Genomic DNA, 18,457 nt, shown 5'->3' on the forward strand with positions numbered 1-18,457 from the left:
AACCTCATAGCGCTCCATCCCTGCAGGCAGCGCGAGCGAGCCGGGAAGCAAAATCCCGCTCGCACGAGGTGGGCCAGGCACCACATCGGGATAAGGGGCACCTGTCATGGCCATCACCGCCCTCCTCGCAGCAATCGACTGAAACCTGGTCGCCAAGCTAGCAGCCTGCTGTGAACCAGTCCGCCGACACAGGTGAAAATCACCGCACCGGATGTGAAAAATTGTGACAGTCTACTGGACCTCGAAGGTCGGCTTGAACCAGGCCGGGGCGAGACTGCGCTCGAGGTCGAGCGATTGCACATTGCCACGGTCGACAATCGCGACCGGCGGCCCGACATGGCGGTAGCGCAGCGTGCCTTCGATCGCCCGGATCGCCTGGTCGATGGCGATGCGGCCCTGCAGGGGCGGCGAATCCGTTGGTGCCGCAACCACCTTGCCGCGGTTGATCTCGCGGAACGTGCCGTGCGTGAAGTAGTCGGCCAGCACCTGGACGTGATTGGCGCGGCCCTGCGCCCTGAGGATGCTTACCGCGGCATCGGCCGTGGGAGCGCTGCCGACGATGTAGTCGATGTCGGGCTGGGTCTCGAGCACCTCCTCGATCAACAGAAGCTGGATCTCGACGCCGGTGTCTCCCCATTTTACTGCCGATATCTCGGCCGAGCTCTGTTCCAGCGCCCGCCGGAAGCCCGTCTCGATGAACTTGACCCATCCTGCGTCTTTTGGTCCGGGGAACCAGGCGACGCTGACGGGCATGGTGCCGGCCGGATGCATGCGGGCGAGATAGGCGCCGATCGACTGGCCCATCTCCTCCCAGGAGACGCCGGTCTTGGCGGAGATGCCGGCGTCATCGATGTCGTTGATGGCGGCGATGACCGGGATGCGCTCGGCGATTTCCCTGATGGTCGGCGTCAGCCCTTCATAGGATACGGTGCCGACAATGAGAGCGTCGGCATTGGCACTGCAGGTGCGGATCTGCTCGATCTGGCGGTCGAGATTGGGATAGCCGCCCGCTTCGACGACCGTCAGCTTGACGCCGGACGAACGTGCCTGCTCGACCATGCCGTAATTGACGCTGACCCAGTAGGAATCCTTGAGATGCGGATAGGAGGCGCAGATGCGCCACGGCTTCGCCGCCCTGGCGACGGGCTGGTAGTCGATCGTCGTCGGAGTCCGCGTGTAATCGAACGGCGGATCCCAAGCGTTGAGCTTCCAGCTCGTTTCCGCAGCCAGGGCGAAATGCCCGAGGCCGCACGCCAAGAGGGCGGTCGCGAGCAGGCGCAGGCATTGGCGGCCGGCAGATACGTACATTGCTTTACGCTAGACGGCTTACGTTGGCAGCGCAAACCATGGTTATATGAGCCATGCTTCATAGGTTCGGCATCGGTGGGAGGCTGTTCCTCGCCTTCCTGTGCATCACTGGCCTGTCCCTGACATCCGGCCTGGTTAGCTGGCTGATCCTGCGCAACATCGCCGATGCGCAGGCTGTGGTGAATGCACAGGCCTTGCCGGCGGTGGCGGTGACCCAGCGCACCGCGGAGCTCAGTGCCAAGCTGATCGCCACCGCTCCGGCGCTTGCGGCAGTGAGATCGCGCGAGGAGCTCCTCGCCGAGCAGGCGAAGCTCACGACGCTGTCGCAGGAAATAGTCAAGTCGCTCGCCGAGGTCCGGCGCCTGTCGATCGACCCCAAGCTCGTGGAGGCCTTCGCCGGCTCGGTCGAGAAGATGCTGGCCAACCTCAAGCAGAACAACGAGCTGGTGCGGCAGCGCCTCGACGAGGACAAGGCTTATCGGGACGGTGCGGACGCTGCCGCCGCTGCTGCGCAGCAGATCCTGCTGCTATCGGAAACGTTGATCTCCAACGCCTCGGCAGGTGCGTCGGCGGTGACGGCCAACCTCTACGGGCTGATCGGCGATCCGGCGCGGCGCGAGGATGCCTATATCGCCCTCGATCGCCTGATCGAACATGACATCTACCTGATGGAGCGCATGTACGAGCTGCGCCACCGCAGTGCCCAGATCAGCCTGCTGGCCAATCGTCTCGGCCGCGCCGAAACGAAGGCAGAGATCAACGAGATCAGCAACATCTTCCAGGACCATGTGAAGGTGATCCGCCGACGCATCCTCAGCATCGACGACCCAGTGCGACGCAAGCAGGGCCTCGAGTTGTTCGCTTCCATCGAGGCCGCCGCAGGCGAGGTCCCCGTCGCCGGTTCGATCTTCGGCCGTCGCCAGCATGTCGTCGATCTGGCCAGCAGCCTCGACGCCATGGCCCAGGCCAACCGCGACCTCGCGGTGACGCAGAACCAGGTAGCGCGGAACATCCTCGACCGCTCCGACGAATTTGCCCGAACCACGGCCGAGCGGGCCGACAATGCCGTGCGTATCGGCGTCGTCGTGCTGGTGGCCACGTTGCTCGGTGCCGTCCTCGCTTCGGGTGCCATCGTCTGGTTTTATGTCGAGCGCAATCTCGTCCGTCGCCTCAGCGGGCTGTCGCGGGCGATGCAGCGGCTAACTGCGGGGGATCTCGACGTAACCGTCACCGACGATGGCGACGACGAGTTGCGCACCATGGCGGTGGCCGTCAACCAGTTCCGCGACGAGTCGCGCCGGCGGCTCGAACTGGAGCAGGAACGCGAGCGCATCACCGACGAATTGAGGCGTCACCGCGAGGAATTGCAGCAGCTCGTCGAGGAGCAGACCGAGCAGATCAGGCTGGCCAACAAGCGCCTGCGGCAGGAGGCGGTCGAGCATGATGAGGCGCGTGCCCGCGCCGAGCAGGCGAGCAGCGCCAAGTCTGCCTTCCTTGCTACGATGAGCCACGAAATCCGCACGCCGATGACCGGCATGCTGGGCATGATACGTCTTCTCGCGGACAGCAAGCTTGGACCGAAGCAGCGCGAGCACCTTACGGTCGCGGCAAGCTCCGGTGAGGCTCTGCTGGGCATCCTCAACGCCATCCTCGACTATTCGAAGGTGGAGACCGGCAATGTCGTCATCGACAAGATCGACTTCGACCTAGCCAAGCTGGTGAGGGGCGTGGTCATGTTCATGCGGCCGATGGCGGCGGAGAAGGGACTGGATCTCAGGCTGGTGGTCGATCGCAAGCTGGCACGCGCCTTCAATGCCGACGCCGGCAAGATACGCCAGATCCTGTTCAATCTCGTCAGCAACGCCATCAAGTTCACCGAGCATGGTCATGTGCTGGTCGAGGTCATGGTGGCGGCCAATCGCAAGCAGAGCCAGACCGTTCACCTTGCCGTTTCCGACAGCGGCATCGGCATCGCGCCCGAGCGCCAGGACGACGTCTTTCAGCCCTTCACCCAGATGGATGCGTCGATCACCCGCCGCTTCGGCGGCAGCGGGCTCGGGCTTGCGATCAGCCGCGAGTTCGCCCGGCTTGTGGATGCCGAGCTCACGGTCGCATCGCAGCCGGGGAAGGGGAGCACGTTCAGGCTGGAAATTCCGCTGCAGAAGGTGGCTGCCGGCACGTTGTCGGCGTCAGGGCAACGCCGTGCCCGCCGGCCTTCAGGTGCCGCACAGGCCATCCTGGTAGTCGAGGACGACGACGCCACGCGCATGGTGGCGACGGAAGTGCTGGAACGGGCTGGCCATCGCGTGAGAGCCGTGAATTCCGGCTATCTCGCGCTCGAGGCGATCGACGACTTCAGGCCGGATGTCGTTGTCATGGATGTCAGCCTGCCCGGCATCGACGGTATCGAGACCATGAGTCGCCTGAGGTCCAAGCTTTCCGCTCCGGATCTGCCGGTCGTCGCGATGTCGGCCCATGTCTTCAGGACCGACATCGAGCGCTATCTTGACGCCGGTGTGGACGCATTCGTGGCCAAGCCCATCGTACACGAGCAACTGCTCGATGCGGTCGCATCGCTGGGCCTTATGACTGCACCGGCCAAGCCGGTTGCCGCCGCCATAGACATCGTCGCCTGCCGGGCCGACATGGATGCGCTCGGCCCGGAAACCGTGAGGCACCTGCACCGTATTGCCCGTGACAACTTGCCAAGGCGCTTCAAGTCGATGCGGGAGGCGCTGGCGGCAGGTGATCGCGAGATCTTGCGCGATCTCGCCCATGCCACACGCAGCACGGCCGGCTCCATCGGCTTCCCACGCCTGCTGGAAGAAGCGGAAGCGCTCGAGGCGGCTGCCGCGCAGTCGCCGGCCGCCAAACTCGGTGCCATGGTCAAGGCTTGCGAGAAGGCCTATGCCGACGGTTCCCGGCAATGGGAGGCGATGCTCGACGAGGCTGCCGATCCGGCACACCCTGCCTGAAGATCAGTTGGCGCTAGCAAAGGCATGTTGCGCAGCGTCGGGGGCGAAGAAATAGCCCTCGCCGTGCGAGGTGACGATGATGCGCGGGGCCCTCGGATTGTCCTGCAACTTCCGTCTGAGACGCCGGACCAGGACGTCGACCGTGCGATCGCTGGCATCCCATTCGCGCCTTGATATCTCGTGCAGCAGGCGCTCGCGCGACAGCACCTGGCCGGGGTTGGCGGTCAGCACTGCGAGCAGCTTGAACTCGGCGCCGGTCAGTTCGACGAAGGTGCCGTCGGCGGCCTGCAGCGTCCGCCTTGGCACCTCCAGCGTCCAGCCGTGGAACTGCCGTGTCGCCGAGGCCGCCTGCGGCAACCTGTTCTTGCCGACGCGGCGCAGCAGCCCCTTTACGCGGGCAAGAAGTTCGCGATGTTCGACGGGTTTGGTGACGTAATCGTCGGCGCCGATCTCGAGGCCGACGATGCGGTCGATGGTGTCGGAACGGCCGGTGACCAGGATGATGCCGACATCGGAGCGTTCGCGTTGTTCGCGGGTGAGCTTGAGGCCGTCCTCGCCGGGCAGGTTGATGTCAATCATCAGGAGATCGGCCGGGTACCTGCTCATGATGGCGCGCATCTGCTCGCCGTCACCCGCCTCGCTGACCTTGTAGCCCTCGGCTAGGAAATAGCTGGCGAGCTTGGCCCGTGTGACCGGGTCGTCCTCGACGATCACGATGTGATGCTGGACCCGCATGCCATCCTACCCTCCCAAGTCCGTTAACATCATTTCACAAGTCGGCCTACGACTTTTACACCCCGGGCGACACCGGTTCACTTCTCGCCGCTATCTTTGCGGTAATGGAGCGGAAATGAACCGGCCCGCAGAGGCCGGCACTCCGCCTTCCATGGGAACAATCGCAACACAAAGGAAAGGGAGGTTCAATGACGAATTTCACGAAGTCCGCAACTATGGCCACGGTCATGGCTTTCGCGACCGGTACTGCATTCGCCCAGGATTCCACCGACGTCATCAAGATCCCGACCCATAACTGGTCAAGCCAGATCGTCGGCGCCCATATCGTCGGTAAGCTGCTGGAGAAGGGTGGAGCCAAGGTCGAGTATGTCTCGGCCGACAGCCAGGTGGTCTACACCGCCCTCTGCGAAGGGGACGTCAGCCTGGTCCATGAGGTTTGGGAGGGGGCCTTCGGCGTCGCCTTCCAGAAGGTGGTCGATGAGGGCTGCGCCATCGATGCCGCCACCCATGATGCCAAGACGCGCGAGGAATGGTGGTACCCGACCTATGTCGAGGAGGCTTGCCCCGGCTTGCCGGCCTGGGAAGCGCTCAACGCCTGCGCCGACAAGTTTGCGACGGCCGAAACCGCTCCCAGGGGCCGCTTTCTCGGTGGACCGGTCGACTGGTTGAAGCACGATGCCGAGCGCGTCGAGGCACTTGGCATGAACTTCGAGGTCGTGAATGCCGGTTCGGCGGCGGCGCTCTGGGCGGAGCTCGATTCCGCCGTCAAGCGCAAGGAGCCGCTTGTCCTGTTCAACTGGACGCCGAATTTCGTCGAGGCGCTTTATGACGGCAAGTTCGTCGAATTCCCTGCCTTCGATCCCAAGTGCAAGGACGATCCGTCATGGGGCTCTAACAAGGAGCTTTCCTATGACTGCGGCAACCCTAAGGACGGCTACCTGAAGATAGCGGCCTGGAAGGAATTCCCCGCCAAGTGGCCCAAGGCCTACGCGATCCTGCAGAAGGTCAACTTCTCCAACATGGACATCGCCGTGCAGGCCAAGCTGGCCGACATCGACAACATGGAGCCGGAACAGGCCGCCGACAAGTGGCTGGCCGACAACGAGGCGCGCTGGAAGGCCTGGCTGAACAACGCCAGCTAGTTCCAGCATCCAAGGTCCTGTTCCGGTGTCGTGGCGCCCGCACAGCGGACGCCACCTCTCCACGTGCACCCATCGGCCCCCTGGCGAGAGGCAGCCCGACATGTCCGAAGCGAAAATCGCATGCCGCAACCTGTGGAAGCTCTACGGCTCCGATCCGGCCGGGTTCCTGCGCCGCCATGCCGGCGATCTCTCGATCGAAACCATCAGGGCCGAAGGTTACGTTTCCGCCGTCCGCGACGTCTCTTTCGAGGTGATGCCGGGTGAAATCCTCGTCGTCATGGGGCTGTCAGGGTCGGGCAAGTCGACCCTGCTGCGCTGTCTTGCCCGTCTTGTCGAACCGACTTCGGGCGAGGTGATGTTCGAGGGCCGTAACATCCTTGCGGCCACCGAGCGCGAGCTGATCGACATCAGGCGCCACAAGATGGGCATGGTCTTCCAGCATTTCGCCCTGCTGCCGCATCGCACCGTTCTCGACAATGTCGCCTTTCCCCTCCAGGTGCGCGGTACGGATCGCCAGAAACGCGAGGCCCGCGCCCGTGAGGTGATCGAGCTGGTGGGGCTCAAGGGCCGCGAGAGCTACTATCCGCGCGAGCTTTCCGGCGGCCAGCAGCAGCGTGTCGGCATCGCCCGTTCGCTCGCTGTCGGCCCCGACGTCTGGTTCCTCGACGAGCCGTTTTCGGCGCTCGATCCGCTCATTCGCCGCGAGATGCAGGACGAGTTCCTGCGCCTGCAGCAGGTTCTCAACAAGACCATTGTCTTTATCACCCACGATTTCGACGAAGCGATCCGCGTTGCCGATCGCATTGCCATCATGAAGGATGGCGTCGTCGAACAGCTTGGCACTGCAGAGGAGCTGGTGACCCGTCCGGCCACGCCCTATGTCGGCGAGTTCACCCGCAACGTCTCCCACGACCGTCTGCTGTCGGTGCGCTCAGTCATGGCGCCCGCATCCTCCCGCTCGCCTGAAGCGACGGCCGTCCAAGCGCAGGCGCTGCTGGCCAGCGTCGCCCGTCAGGTGCTGTCGTCGGAACAGCCTGTCGACGTCGTCGACGATGGCGGAGCGCTGGTCGGCACGCTGAGCCGCAGCAGCCTGATCAATGCGCTCTACGGCAAGGAACAGCGCTCATGACAGCCGCGACGCTGACCCGCCCCGCCGAGATGGAAGAGCAGAGGTCCGTGAGCTCGATGACGAAACCTCTCCTGGTGCTGCTGCCCTTCCTTATGCTCTTGTTTGCCGCGTCCCTGCTTCCCGACTGGGCGGCGCAGGTGCCCAGGAACTGGACGATCCCCTTCGTCGGCTGGGTCAATACGCTGATCGAGCATCTGCGCGACGACGCGATCTTCGGGCCGTTTTCGTTCCGCGACCTTACGCGCGGCGCAGCCGAGCTGATCACCTGGCCGCTGGCTTTCGTCGAAGGGCTGCTGGTGTCGGGCTTTCCCGGGGTCGGGCTCGCGGCCATGCCGTGGGTCATGATTGCAGGGCTGGCAGGCGTGTTCGGCTGGTATCTCCGGGATTGGCGGCTCGGTCTGCTGTCGGCCGGTTGCGTCGCCTACATGGCGATCTTCGGCAAGTGGGACCTGTCGATGATCACCTTGTCGGTGGTGCTGGTCGCAGCTCCCATCGCCGGTCTCATCGGTTTCGGCATGGGTATCCTCGCAGTGAAGAAGCAATGGTTCGAAGCGCTCATCGTGCCGTTGCTCAATGTGCTGCAGTCATTGCCGCATTTTTCCTACCTGATCCCGATCGCCGTGTTCATAGGCGTCGGCCACAAGGCGGGTGCCATCGCCACCGTCATCTTCGCCATCCCGCCGATGGCCCGGCTCACCATCCTCGGCCTCAAAGGCGTCGCCGAGGAAGTGCGCGAAGCGGGCAAGATGGCCGGCTGCACCCGCTTCCAGATCTTGTGGATGGTCGAAATCCCCTCCGCCCGCCAGTCCCTTTTGGTCGGCGTCAACCAGGTCATCATGCAGTGCCTGGCGATGGTGGTCATCGCGTCCTTCGTCGGCGCGCGCGGCCTCGGCCACGATCTCTTGTTCAGGCTCCAGGCCCTGAAGATCGGCCAGGCGCTGGAGAGCGGCGTCGCCATCGTCCTCATGGCCATCACGCTCGATCAGCTGAGCCGTGCCGCTGCCTACAAACAGCCCTCGCATGTTTTGCCCGATGCCACCTGGCTGCAGCGCTTCCCGTTCCTCGCAGCCGCGGTGGCGGTTGTGCTGGGCTCGCTGCTCCTGGCGGCTGTCACGCCCAACGCCCGGGCCTGGCCGGCGGAACTCGCCCTGAGCACAGCGCCTTTCTGGGACGCGCTTGTCGACTGGGTCACGGTCACGCTCTACGACCCGCTGCAATATCTCCGTAACGCCATGCTGCTCTATGTGCTGATCCCCATTCGCGACCTGTTCCAGAGCATCCCGTGGACGGCGATGGTAGCGCTGGTCGCGGCCGCCGGCTGGACGCTCGGCGGGCTGCGCCTGGCGCTGATCGTTACCGGCTTCGTGCTGTTCATCGCCTTCGCCGGCTACTGGGAGCGGTCGCTGATCACAGCCTACATGGTGACGGTCGCCGTGCTGATCTGCATCGCCATTGGCCTGCCGATCGGCATCTGGGCTTCGCGCAGCGAGCGCCGCACCGGTATCGCCAAGCTTGTGTGCGACACCTTCCAGACCTTCCCGTCCTTCATCTACCTGATCCCGGTGATCATGCTGTTCAAGGTCGGCGACGTCGCAGCGATCTCGGCGATCATCATCTACGCGATGATCCCGATCGTGCGTTACACCATTTTCGGCCTGCGCAATGTACCCCAGGAGATCGTCGAAGCCGGCCTCACCTCGGGCTGCACGCAGCGGCAGCTTTTGTGGAACATCTGCATGCCGCTGGCCTTCCCCGAGATCATGCTCGGCATCAACCAGACGATCATGTTCGCGCTGTTCATGGTCATCATCGCGGCCTTCATCGGCACCAAGGACATCGGCCAGGAGATTTTCCGTGCCCTGACCTTCAACGATGCGGGCAAGGGTTTGGTGCTTGGCCTCTGTGTGGCCTTCATGGGGTTGACGGTCGACCAGCTGATTACGGCCTGGTCGACGAAAAGGAGGCAACGGCTGGGGCTTTAGCGAACCGTGAACTTTCAGGAGGGCACCCATGCGGGTATGGATGCCCAATCACGGCAAAATCATTACTGACGAGGGTGATGTCAGGTTGGCGACGGCGATTCCGACTGGCAGGCGGTCGACGCGACTGCACCTGATCTGATCAGCCGCGCACGCATTCTAGACGATGCGTGGCAGTTTGCCGAAGGATGGGCTGTGCAGGAAGTTCGTCAGCAGGCACCCAATCTCGATTGCCTTGCGGTTGATGATGAACCATGCGGGCTTCGGGAACATGCGGAAAGGCTGTTCCAGAACAGTCCGCTCTGGCTTGTCGAACATGAGCGTGTTGTGAACGTCGCCGATGCCGCTTTGCACGTCCTACAATGTGTGGCGACATTCTTCAGGAACGCTTTGCCTCACCTTTCTTGCGCGCGGCGGTCCTGGTTCAGGCTTCGGCAATCTCCAGCGTATCGTCGGCGATCCTGTTCAGCAGCCTGATACGCTCCTCGTTGCCCGTGCGCGCCGATTTGAGGCCGTCGAGTTCGGCCAGGGCGGCATCTAGTTCCTCCCTCCAGGGCTGAGGGGCCATCTTCAGCCGGGTAGCCATTCTGTACTCCCTTTCCCGGCTGACCGAGTTCGGATCATTTCCGGCCCGCCGCGCGGCGGCCGGCATTGCGGCCTGAAAAGATGCAACCGCCGAGGAACGTGCCTTCCAGCGCGTTGTAGCCGTGATAACCGCCACCGCCGCCGCCGGCGACTTCACCTGCCGCATAGAGGCCCGGCATGGGCTCGCCCTTGCTGTCGAGCACCTGCGCATCGACATTCGTGTGCAGCCCGCCCAGCGTCTTGCGGGTCAGTATATGCAGCCGCACCGCAATCAGCGGGCCGTTCCGAGCATCGAGGATCTTGTGCGGCTTGGTCACGCGGAAGATCTTGTCGCCCAGATAGCGACGCGCGTTGCGAATGCCGGCGATCTGCGCGTCCTTGGAATAGGATGCCTCCACCTCGCGGTCACGCGCCTCGATCTGCCAGCGCAAACGGTCATGGTCGAGAAGACCGTCACCCGAAAGCTCGTTCATTGCCGCAACCAGGTCACGAAGGGTATCGCGCCGGATGAAATCCTCGCCGTGGTCGAGGAAGGCGCGCACCGAAGGCGGAGCCTTGCCGCCGCGCCGGTTCTTCAGCACCGCGCGCCAGTCCTTGCCGGTGAAGTCGAGGTTCTGTTCCGAACCCGACAGCACGAACTCCTTCGCCGCCATTTTCGATGTCAGCACGAACCAGGAGTAGTCATGGCCGGTGGAAAGGATGCGCCGCAGCGTTCCGAGTGAATCATAGGAGGGGAAGAAAGGTGCTTCCAGCCGTTCGCCCAGGGCGTCGAACCACATAGGGGAGGGCGCCGACAGGATGCGGATGCCATGGTTCGGCCAGATCGGGTTCCAGTTGCGGATGCCCTCGACATAGTGCCACATCCTGTCCTTGTTGATGGTGGCGGCCCCCGCTTTCTCGGCTATGGCGAGCATGCGCCCGTCGACATGATGCGGTACGCCCGCCACCATCGATTTGGGGGCAAGGCCCAGCCGATCCGTCGGCCACATTTCGCGAACCAGATCGTGATTGCCGCCGATGCCGCCCGAAGTGACGATGACGTTCGCGGCGGCGAACTCGAATTCGCCGACCACATTGCGGCCCGACTGCTGGCCGCGGGCCACATCGGCCGGCTCCAGCACCTCGCCGGCCACGCCCGTGATTGCTCCCCCGGTCTTGACGAGCCGCGAGACCTGATGACGGAATTTCAGCGTGGTGAGGCCCTTGGCGACATGTTCGCGCACCCGCCGTTCGAACACCGCGACCACGCCGGGGCCGGTGCCCCAGGTCAGGTGGAAACGCGGCACGGAATTGCCGTGGCCATGCGCCAGAGCGCCTCCGCGCTCGGCCCAGCCCACAACCGGCCACCACCGCATGCCCATGCCGTACAGCCACGCGCGCATCTCGCCGGCGGCGAAATCGACATAGGCTTCCGCCACCTTGCGCGGCCAGTGGTCCTCGGGCCGGTCGAACTGTGCCGAACCTTGCCAGTCCTGCCAGGCAAGCGCGCGGCTGTCCCTGATCCCCAGACGGCGCTGCTCGGGCGTGTCGACCATGAACAGACCGCCGAGCGACCAGTAAGCCTGGCCGCCGAGCCAGTCGCCGCCTTCCTGCTCGACGATAAGCGTTTTCCTGCCGGCGTCGCCCAGCTCCGCGGCGGCAACGAGGCCGGCCAATCCTCCCCCGACAACAATGGCGTCCCAATGTTCCACCAACTGCCCTCCGTGGACCACGGATTTGTATCTCGCCGGTGGGTTATTTCAACAGCCTGGAGCAGAACTTTCCTACCGAACAACCAGCACGGGCACGGTTGAGTGATGTACGACCTCTGCCGTCTGGCTTCCCAAAAGCAGTCGCCCGATCCCCCGCCGTCCATGCGAAGCCATGACGATCAGGTCGCAACCCTGGCTCTTGGCGGTCGCAAGAATACCTTCAGCCGGGGAGTGGTCCGAAACCTGCTTGTATTTCGCTTCGACTCCCAGCTTTTCAGCCGCTTTCCGGGCATCTCCCAACACCGTATCGGCGAACTCCTTTTGACTGGCGTCATACCGGATTTGATCGTTCTCACCCGAAACCCAGCCCGTAACGTCAATTACACCCTCCATCGGGAAAGGCTTCGTAACGATGACCACCGTGGCGTTGCATGAAAGTGCCTTGGCTAATGCCAATCCATGATCAACACCCTTGTGGGATATAATTGAACCGTCCGTTGCAATAAGAATGTTGTTGTACACCTGCTATCTCCGTTGTGATTGTTCGGCCTTGGCCAGGAGCGGTATCCTGTGACGAAGGCTCTCCCGGTCCTAATCCTGCATCGCATTCAGCCCAGGTGGAGAAGATAGTTTTTCATGAACGGCCATTGATCCAAGGCAACATGATGCCGATCGTGTGGATCGAATGGTGCGTCCGTCAGCCAGGTTCTCCCTCCAACACGCAAGGCTTCAATTTTTCCACTGTTTAAAAAAGTTTCACTTGACAGAAAAATCCTACCATTAAATATTCCTGGAGGGCAACATCATTTCTGCCCATGCAAGTCACTGCTTGACGCACTTCATATGGGAGGAACCAATGGAAGCGGTCAGCATACACTTCAACACAGATAGTGAGCTAGAACAGCGCATCAGCAGAATGCATGCGCGCGATCGTGCCGGACTTATCGCGTTTGTGCTGGTCCTCTGGTGCACCCTTCTGTTCACGATAATCAGCATTTGGTCCTACATTTCGGTTCCCGCCATCCAGGTCATACTGGTGACTGCCGGCAGCTTCGTCCTTGCCCTCAATTCCGCAGCCGTCCTGGCCATGTTGCGCCACTACGATGAGGACAGGCATTTCATTTATGGCCTCGATCTCAAGCATCTCGACGAGATGCGTCAGCGGCGGAGGTGACGATGGCGTATCAACCGAAGGAACAGGGTCTGGTAGCGCAGATCATCGACGTCGTAACCTTGCTCATACTGACGGTGGGCGCGCTCTATATCCCGCTCTACATGGGGCTTGCCGGGGCAACGAAGACGCCCAACCCGATAGCCGACCCCACCTGGGAAGCCCTTGGGCAAAACGCAAGCGAACAGAGACAATGGGCTGCGTTGGGATTTACCGATCCCGCCGCGGCAAATGACATCATCACCGCGCGGTTCGACTACAGCTTCAGCTGGACGGCGCTCATCATCATGGCCGTCTTCGTCATCGGCTACTTCGTTCTTATAGTCAGGCTCTCCGACAAGGAGTACCGCGAGGTAATAGCCGAACGTTTTGCGAACAAGCGCTAGGAGGCGACCATGGATGTATGGAACATTCTGGAATATCTCGCCTGGGCACTCTCGATCATGTTCGGCGCCCTGCTTCTCCTGGACCTCGTCCGCATAGACACGACCTATGACAACGCGCTGCTGACCTCCTCTCGCGAAGGCGAGATCGAGGCCACGCAAGAGCGTCACACGATCTAGGGGGCGGCTCACATGTCAAATGTTTCGACCAACGCCGGTGAGCCGGAACGGCTTCAACTGTTGCGCGTGCTCGGTCCGGCGCATGTCTGGGCGCTTGGTGTCGGCATCGTTCTCGTCGGCGAATATATGGGCTGGAATTTCTCGGTCGGCAAAGGCGGCATGATTGCCGGCCTGGTTGCCTGCTGGGTGGCAGGTCTGCTCTACACTTGCGTGGCCATGATCGATTCGGAAGTGACATCCACCGTCGCAGCCGCAGGCGGTCAATATGCGCAGGCCAAGCACATCGTCGGTCCGCTTATGGCCTTCAATGTCGGTCTCTATCTAGTCATGGCCTACACCATGCTGGAGGCGGCCAACGCCATTACCGTCGGCTTCCTTCTCGATTCCGTGGCAGGCATGCTCGGCCATACCGGACTCAACCAGCAGCCGTTCATCGTGCTGGCCATCATGTTCCTGGCCTGGCTCAACTATCGCGGCGTGCTGGCAACGCTGACGTTCAACCTGGCGATCGTGGCCATCGCGTTCACCGCAATTGTCGTGCTGTTCCTGGCGATTCAGTTTGGCGTTTCCGCGGTCCCGCTCGACTTCTCCGCCGTTACCGAGGAACCCCTGCCTTATGGGTGGGTGGGTATCGTCGCCGCCCTGCATTTCGGCCTGTGGTACTACCTTGGCATTGAAGGCACCTGTCAGGCGGCAGAAGAGGTCCGATCGCCGGCCCGCTCGCTGCCCTATGGAACCATGGCCGGGATCATGACGCTGCTGATTGCTGCAACCATGACGTGGTACATGTGCTCGGGCCTGATTCCGTGGGAATATCTCGGTCAGGCGGGAACGCCGCTTTTCGATGCGGCGCGTGTTACCGGCAGCACCTGGCTGATGGTGTTGTTGTTCATCGGTACAATGTTTGCGACGCTGGCATCCGCCAATGGCTGCATCAATGATGCCTCGCGGGCGTGGTTCTCCATGGGCCGTGACCGGTACCTGCCGAGCTGGTTCGGTGCCGTCCATCCTGTCTACCGCACGCCTTATCGCTCGATCGTGTTCCTGGTTCCTATCGCCCTGATCTTTGCTTTGGGTGCGCCGCTCGACCAGGTGGTGACGTTCTCGATCCTGTCGGGCCTTCTCGGCTATACGTTCATGACCTTCAACATGGTGATGTTCCGTCGCAAATGGCCGCTCGACACGATCAAGCGAGGCTATGTGCACCCGTTCCACCCGCTGCCGACGATCATCCTGCTCATATTGTGCTCGACGGCATTCTTCGCGGTGTTCCTGGGGTATGGCACCCAGCTTATCGCGATGATGTGCTTCTACATCATTGCATCGCTGTGGTTCCACTACAGGCGCTATCAGTTCGTGCGGCGCGGTGACCAGTTCACCATGCCGTGGCCGAAACCGCTGGGGTATTGAATTAAGCGTAGCGGCGGCAGTCCGCCGCTACGCGCCTTATGCCTGAATGTTGCAGTCCCAATTGCTGCCAGTATTGGACTAAGCTGTTGGGAGTTTTGGTTCACGAGAAGGCACGTCGTTGACGGTTATCAATCTCGCCTTCATGGCCTTTGCAGCCGTTTCGCTGGGATGGCTGTCCATGCGCGCTCTGAGAGATCACCGCATGGCTCTTGCGGAGCGCAGTGGCCTGCTGGATTCACTAACCGTACTGTTCAGCGACGTGAACATAAGGCTTGGCCGCGATGCCTTTCCGGTCTTGGTCGGCAAGCTGCCGGATCAACGTTCGGTGAAGATCGAACTGATTCCCGACACCCTGGTCTTTCGCCGGCTTCCGCAACTTTGGCTGCAGGTCACCCTTGCGGAAACCGACATCCAGCGGCGACCGTCGATCGGCGCGCTGGCACGGCCGACGGGGGCCGAATTCTATTCGATCGTCCATGAATTGCCGCAGTGGATCGACCCGCCTCAGGCAGATGTGCCGTTGCTGGTGCGTGGGGACGGCAAAGCGACTGCCGCACAGATCGAATGCGTGTCGGCGTTGTTTCGGAGCCTGTTCTCAGATCCCACTGTGAAGGAGGCGGCGATAACACCACGTGTTGTAAGATTGACCCGGCAGGCCGCGCAAGGTGATCGCGGGTCGCATCTGATATTGAGACAGACTCGGTTTCCGATAGGCGCCATTTCGCCGGAACAGGTAAAGGCAGCGATTGCGGACGCCGAGATCTTGCGCCAGGTTTTGCCTGGGGAGCGAAGCGCTGCCGTCTCAGCGGTGGCCTGAGGTTGCAATGTCGAAGCTGTCTCGTCCCTGGATCGTCCTGGTGCTCGCAATCCTCCTGCCGGGGGCCGGCCATGTGGCCATACGAGAGGCAACCCGCGGACTCGTTTTCGTGCTTTTCGTCGTATTGTTTTCAGTCCTAAGTTACGTGACGACCACGCCCGATCAGTCGTTTATCGGGCGCCACGCCGGTGGCCTGTTTATCTGGGCGCTATCTATTCCCGACGCATATCGGCGGGCTGCGTTGAAAGCCCGTGCAACGTGAATAACGAAGCCGCTCTCGCGAAACCGCCGGGAGCCTGACAGTCTGGTGTTCAAGGATAAGCGGCAGTCGCGCGAGAAGTCGTGCGCCTGCCGTCTGCCGTTCACGATGCCTCGATCGCTCGGCAGGAGAGGGGCAGTCCGGAAGGTCATTGACCCGCTGCCGCCGCAAGGTCGGTTTCCGCCTGAGACTCCAGCCGATCGCCAATCGAAAGGCCATGCAATTTCACGAACGCAGCCGCCGAAAGCTTCTGCCCGGACTCAGTGCGGACCTTGGCGATCTCGATCGTTCCGCCCTGGACCGATACGGCAATTGTCTGCTCTGCGACCTCCACGATCTCGCCCGGCTTGCCCTGCACATCGCCGAAGCGGCGGACGGGCTGCTTTTTCGCATCGAACAGCCTCACCTTGGCGCCGAGCACGGTCGTCCATGCGCCCGGAGCAGGATCGCAACCGCGGATGAGGTTGTGGATCATGTCGATATGCGCATTCCAGTTGATCTGCGCTTCGGCATCGCGGCACCAGCCCTCGTAGGAGGCTTCGTCCTCGTCCTGCACGGTCTCGGTGTGACGTCCGGCGACGACGAGATCAGCGGCCTCCAGCATCGCCTCGACACCCAGCGGAAACAACCCGTCGAAATAGATGCTGCCCAGCGTGTCTTCGGTGTCGATGGTGACGCGCTTCTGCAGGATCACCGGGCCTTCGTCCAATCCGTCCGTCGGCCGGAAGATGGTGAGCCCTGTCTCGGTGTCGCCCTTGATGATCGGCCAGTTGATGGAACTCGGTCCGCGGTACTTCGGCAGCAGCGACGGATGGTACTGGATGGTGCCATGCCTGGGGATGTTGACGAAGGATTGCGGTGCGAACTGCAGCACATAGGCCATGACGGCGAGATCGACATCGAGCGCGCGCAGCGCGCCTTCCGCCGCGAGGCTCTTCAGGTTGGGAAGCTGAAACAGCCTTAACCCCAGCTCTTCGGCGGCCACACGCAGCGGATCGGGGCGCGCGCCGGGCTTTTCGGGCGCGCAGAACACGCCCGCCACTTCGTCCCCCCGTGCCAGAAAGGCTTCCAGGACACTCTTTCCAAAGGCCTGCTGGCCGATAATTGCAATGCGCATGCTTTCTTCCTCCTCGGTTTTGGACAAAGACCGGCCGTGCATCGCCGATGGCTGCGCGCCGGGGCGGCAGACCTGTCGGCAATGGCTGGCGGGTGGGTGGTGCGGGCTAGCGGCCCGTATTGATCCAGACGACCTTGGGTTCGGTGAAGTTCTCGATGGCCGCGTCGCCATGCTCGCGGCCAAAACCGGAGTCGCGCGCTCCACCCCATGGCAGGCGGATATCGGTGGGTCCGTAGGTGTTGACCCAGACCGTGCCTGCTTTCAGCCTGCGGGTGAAGCGGTGGGCCCGGCCGATATCGCCGGTCCATACACCCGCGGCCAGGCTGTAGACGGTGCCGTTCGCAATGCGCAGAGCATCCTCATCGTCCTGGAAGGGGATGACCGCTGCGACCGGACCGAAAATCTCCTCCTGGGAGATGCGCATTTCGTGACGCACGCCGGCGAAGACCGTAGGCTCGACGAAATAGCCGGTGTCGCCGCGCCGCGAACCGCCGGTGACCAGCGTGGCGCCCTCCTTGCGACCGACCTGGATATAGTCGAGGACGCGCTTCATCTGCACTTCCGATACCAGTGGCCCCATGCCCGTCGAGCTCTCCAGCGGATCGCCGATGCGGGTCGACTGCGCACGCGCGGCCAGCCGCTCCACCACCTCGTCATGGATGCTGTGATGCACCAGGATGCGCGAACCGGCCGAGCAGACCTGTCCGGTGTTGAAGAAGATGCCCGCGCCGGCGGCCTTCACCGCCGCATCGATATCGGCGTCGGGGAAGATGATGTTGGCGGATTTGCCGCCCAGTTCCAGCGTCACGCGCTTGAGGTTCCCGGCCGCGCCATGCAGGATCTGGCGTCCGACCACCGGCGAGCCGGTGAAGGTCACCTTGTCCACGTCCGGATGATCGACGAGCGCCTGCCCGGCGACCTTGCCGAAGCCCGGCACCACGTTGAGCACGCCGGCCGGGAACCCGGCCTCCAATGCCAGCTCGCCGATCCTGAGCGCGGTGAGGGGGGTGATCTCTGCCGGCTTCAGCACCACAGTGCAGCCGCAGGCCAGCGCCGGCGCGATCTTCCACATGCCGATCATCAGCGGGAAGTTCCAGGGAATGATGGCCCCGACCACGCCCAGCGGCTCGCGCACAGTGTAAGTGAGCGCATCGGGGCGGGCGGGAATGACCTGGCCGTTTATCTTGTCGGCCATGCCGGCGTAATAGGTGAGCGTGTCGATCACGGCCGGCAGGTCCTGACGGCGGATAGCCGAGACGGGCTTGCCCGAATCCAGACTTTCCAGCCGCACCAGCTCGTCCTCATCGCGACGGATCAGGTCCGCCAGCCTGAGCAGCAGCGCGCCGCGCTCACTGGCCTTCATGTGACCCCATGCGCCCTCGAAGGCGGCGCGAGCCGACCGGACCGCCGCATCGACATCGGCTGCGTCCGCCTCGGCAACCCGGGCCAGGATCTCGCCCGTGGCGGGGTTCAGGGTCTCGAAGCTGCGCCCGGAGACAGCCGCGACGCGGAGCCCGTCTATCAGCAGCTTGTGTGTGTCGTCGGTAACTCGATTCAGCAAGTTCGAATCTCCCAT

Annotated in this window: 18 protein-coding genes; 10 read left to right on the forward strand and 8 right to left on the reverse strand. The window is 62.8% G+C overall.

Features of this window, described 5'->3' with window-relative positions:
* Window positions 1-231: 231 nt before the first annotated feature.
* Window positions 232-1,308, reverse strand: coding sequence for a TMAO reductase system periplasmic protein TorT (gene torT, locus ABID37_RS24880; protein ID WP_354199666.1), 1,077 nt, complete (start codon window positions 1,306-1,308; stop codon window positions 232-234).
* A gap of 53 nt (window positions 1,309-1,361) precedes the next feature.
* On the opposite strand from torT, the gene torS reads away from it, so the two are divergent.
* Window positions 1,362-4,283: a TMAO reductase system sensor histidine kinase/response regulator TorS gene (gene torS, locus ABID37_RS24885; RefSeq protein WP_354199667.1), complete on the forward strand. Its 2,922-nt coding sequence runs from the start codon at window positions 1,362-1,364 to the stop codon at window positions 4,281-4,283.
* A gap of 3 nt (window positions 4,284-4,286) precedes the next feature.
* Here torS and torR read toward each other — a convergent pair whose 3' ends face one another.
* Window positions 4,287-5,018, reverse strand: a complete 732-nt coding sequence (torR, locus tag ABID37_RS24890) for a two-component system response regulator TorR (RefSeq protein ID WP_354199668.1) — start codon at window positions 5,016-5,018, stop codon at window positions 4,287-4,289.
* A 188-nt stretch (window positions 5,019-5,206) separates the two neighbouring features.
* Here torR and ABID37_RS24895 point away from each other — a divergent pair, with 188 nt between their 5' ends.
* The 3 genes from ABID37_RS24895 to ABID37_RS24905 all read left to right on the forward strand — a co-directional run bounded on the left by ABID37_RS24895 (window position 5,207) and on the right by ABID37_RS24905 (window position 9,271).
* Window positions 5,207-6,160, forward strand: coding sequence for an ABC transporter substrate-binding protein (locus ABID37_RS24895; RefSeq protein ID WP_354199669.1), 954 nt, complete (start codon window positions 5,207-5,209; stop codon window positions 6,158-6,160).
* Between the two features lie 100 nt (window positions 6,161-6,260).
* On the forward strand, window positions 6,261-7,289 hold the full coding sequence (locus ABID37_RS24900) for a quaternary amine ABC transporter ATP-binding protein (RefSeq protein ID WP_354199670.1): 1,029 nt from the start codon (window positions 6,261-6,263) through the stop codon (window positions 7,287-7,289).
* Window positions 7,286-9,271: an ABC transporter permease gene (locus ABID37_RS24905; protein ID WP_354199671.1), complete on the forward strand. Its 1,986-nt coding sequence runs from the start codon at window positions 7,286-7,288 to the stop codon at window positions 9,269-9,271. Before ABID37_RS24900 ends, ABID37_RS24905 begins: the two co-directional genes overlap by 4 nt.
* Window positions 9,272-9,427: 156 nt before the next feature.
* Here ABID37_RS24905 and ABID37_RS24910 read toward each other — a convergent pair whose 3' ends face one another.
* The 4 genes from ABID37_RS24910 to ABID37_RS24925 all read right to left on the reverse strand — a co-directional run bounded on the left by ABID37_RS24910 (window position 9,428) and on the right by ABID37_RS24925 (window position 12,066).
* On the reverse strand, window positions 9,428-9,586 hold the full coding sequence (locus tag ABID37_RS24910; RefSeq protein WP_354199672.1) for a hypothetical protein: 159 nt from the start codon (window positions 9,584-9,586) through the stop codon (window positions 9,428-9,430).
* Window positions 9,587-9,692: 106 nt separating this feature from the next.
* Complete coding sequence (locus ABID37_RS24915; RefSeq protein ID WP_354199673.1) at window positions 9,693-9,854, reverse strand: hypothetical protein; 162 nt, start codon at window positions 9,852-9,854, stop codon at window positions 9,693-9,695.
* A gap of 34 nt (window positions 9,855-9,888) precedes the next feature.
* Window positions 9,889-11,544, reverse strand: coding sequence for an FAD-binding dehydrogenase (locus ABID37_RS24920; RefSeq protein ID WP_354199674.1), 1,656 nt, complete (start codon window positions 11,542-11,544; stop codon window positions 9,889-9,891).
* A gap of 72 nt (window positions 11,545-11,616) precedes the next feature.
* On the reverse strand, window positions 11,617-12,066 hold the full coding sequence (locus ABID37_RS24925) for a universal stress protein (protein WP_354199675.1): 450 nt from the start codon (window positions 12,064-12,066) through the stop codon (window positions 11,617-11,619).
* A gap of 334 nt (window positions 12,067-12,400) precedes the next feature.
* Here ABID37_RS24925 and ABID37_RS24930 point away from each other — a divergent pair, with 334 nt between their 5' ends.
* The 6 genes from ABID37_RS24930 to ABID37_RS24955 all read left to right on the forward strand — a co-directional run bounded on the left by ABID37_RS24930 (window position 12,401) and on the right by ABID37_RS24955 (window position 15,767).
* On the forward strand, window positions 12,401-12,718 hold the full coding sequence (locus ABID37_RS24930) for a hypothetical protein (protein WP_354199676.1): 318 nt from the start codon (window positions 12,401-12,403) through the stop codon (window positions 12,716-12,718).
* Window positions 12,719-12,720: 2 nt separating this feature from the next.
* On the forward strand, window positions 12,721-13,101 hold the full coding sequence (locus tag ABID37_RS24935; protein WP_354199677.1) for a hypothetical protein: 381 nt from the start codon (window positions 12,721-12,723) through the stop codon (window positions 13,099-13,101).
* Window positions 13,102-13,110: 9 nt separating this feature from the next.
* Window positions 13,111-13,278, forward strand: a complete 168-nt coding sequence (locus tag ABID37_RS24940) for a hypothetical protein (protein WP_354199678.1) — start codon at window positions 13,111-13,113, stop codon at window positions 13,276-13,278.
* A gap of 12 nt (window positions 13,279-13,290) precedes the next feature.
* Window positions 13,291-14,688 (forward strand): APC family permease, encoded by a 1,398-nt coding sequence (locus tag ABID37_RS24945; protein ID WP_354199679.1) that lies wholly within the window; start codon window positions 13,291-13,293, stop codon window positions 14,686-14,688.
* A 118-nt stretch (window positions 14,689-14,806) separates the two neighbouring features.
* On the forward strand, window positions 14,807-15,505 hold the full coding sequence (locus tag ABID37_RS24950) for a hypothetical protein (protein ID WP_354199680.1): 699 nt from the start codon (window positions 14,807-14,809) through the stop codon (window positions 15,503-15,505).
* A gap of 7 nt (window positions 15,506-15,512) precedes the next feature.
* Window positions 15,513-15,767 (forward strand): hypothetical protein, encoded by a 255-nt coding sequence (locus ABID37_RS24955; protein ID WP_354199681.1) that lies wholly within the window; start codon window positions 15,513-15,515, stop codon window positions 15,765-15,767.
* A 145-nt stretch (window positions 15,768-15,912) separates the two neighbouring features.
* On the opposite strand, the gene ABID37_RS24960 is transcribed toward ABID37_RS24955, so the two are convergent.
* Together ABID37_RS24960 and ABID37_RS24965 are read right to left on the reverse strand one after the other, a co-directional pair.
* Window positions 15,913-16,881, reverse strand: a complete 969-nt coding sequence (locus ABID37_RS24960; protein WP_354199682.1) for a methionyl-tRNA formyltransferase — start codon at window positions 16,879-16,881, stop codon at window positions 15,913-15,915.
* Between the two features lie 106 nt (window positions 16,882-16,987).
* Window positions 16,988-18,442 carry an aldehyde dehydrogenase family protein gene (locus ABID37_RS24965; RefSeq protein WP_435521636.1) on the reverse strand — a complete coding sequence of 485 codons (1,455 nt, stop codon included), beginning with the start codon at window positions 18,440-18,442 and terminating at the stop codon, window positions 16,988-16,990.
* Window positions 18,443-18,457: the final 15 nt, after the last annotated feature.

Source organism: Aquamicrobium terrae, assembly GCF_040545735.1.
GTDB lineage: Bacteria > Pseudomonadota > Alphaproteobacteria > Rhizobiales > Rhizobiaceae > Mesorhizobium > Mesorhizobium terrae_A.

Bases quoted from the DNA above. Each gene is read 5' to 3' on its own strand.
- ABID37_RS24905 (WP_354199671.1), top strand. From the start codon at position 7,286: ATGACAGCCGCGACGCTGACCCGCCCCGCCGAGATGGAAGAGCAGAGG.
- torT (WP_354199666.1), bottom strand. From the start codon at position 1,308: ATGTACGTATCTGCCGGCCGCCAATGCCTGCGCCTGCTCGCGACCGCC.
- ABID37_RS24900 (WP_354199670.1), top strand. From the start codon at position 6,261: ATGTCCGAAGCGAAAATCGCATGCCGCAACCTGTGGAAGCTCTACGGC.
- ABID37_RS24910 (WP_354199672.1), bottom strand. From the start codon at position 9,586: ATGTTCGACAAGCCAGAGCGGACTGTTCTGGAACAGCCTTTCCGCATG.
- ABID37_RS24935 (WP_354199677.1), top strand. From the start codon at position 12,721: ATGGCGTATCAACCGAAGGAACAGGGTCTGGTAGCGCAGATCATCGAC.
- ABID37_RS24955 (WP_354199681.1), top strand. From the start codon at position 15,513: ATGTCGAAGCTGTCTCGTCCCTGGATCGTCCTGGTGCTCGCAATCCTC.
- torR (WP_354199668.1), bottom strand. From the start codon at position 5,018: ATGCGGGTCCAGCATCACATCGTGATCGTCGAGGACGACCCGGTCACA.
- ABID37_RS24945 (WP_354199679.1), top strand. From the start codon at position 13,291: ATGTCAAATGTTTCGACCAACGCCGGTGAGCCGGAACGGCTTCAACTG.
- ABID37_RS24915 (WP_354199673.1), bottom strand. From the start codon at position 9,854: ATGGCTACCCGGCTGAAGATGGCCCCTCAGCCCTGGAGGGAGGAACTA.
- ABID37_RS24960 (WP_354199682.1), bottom strand. From the start codon at position 16,881: ATGCGCATTGCAATTATCGGCCAGCAGGCCTTTGGAAAGAGTGTCCTG.
- ABID37_RS24940 (WP_354199678.1), top strand. From the start codon at position 13,111: ATGGATGTATGGAACATTCTGGAATATCTCGCCTGGGCACTCTCGATC.
- torS (WP_354199667.1), top strand. From the start codon at position 1,362: ATGCTTCATAGGTTCGGCATCGGTGGGAGGCTGTTCCTCGCCTTCCTG.
- ABID37_RS24895 (WP_354199669.1), top strand. From the start codon at position 5,207: ATGACGAATTTCACGAAGTCCGCAACTATGGCCACGGTCATGGCTTTC.
- ABID37_RS24930 (WP_354199676.1), top strand. From the start codon at position 12,401: ATGGAAGCGGTCAGCATACACTTCAACACAGATAGTGAGCTAGAACAG.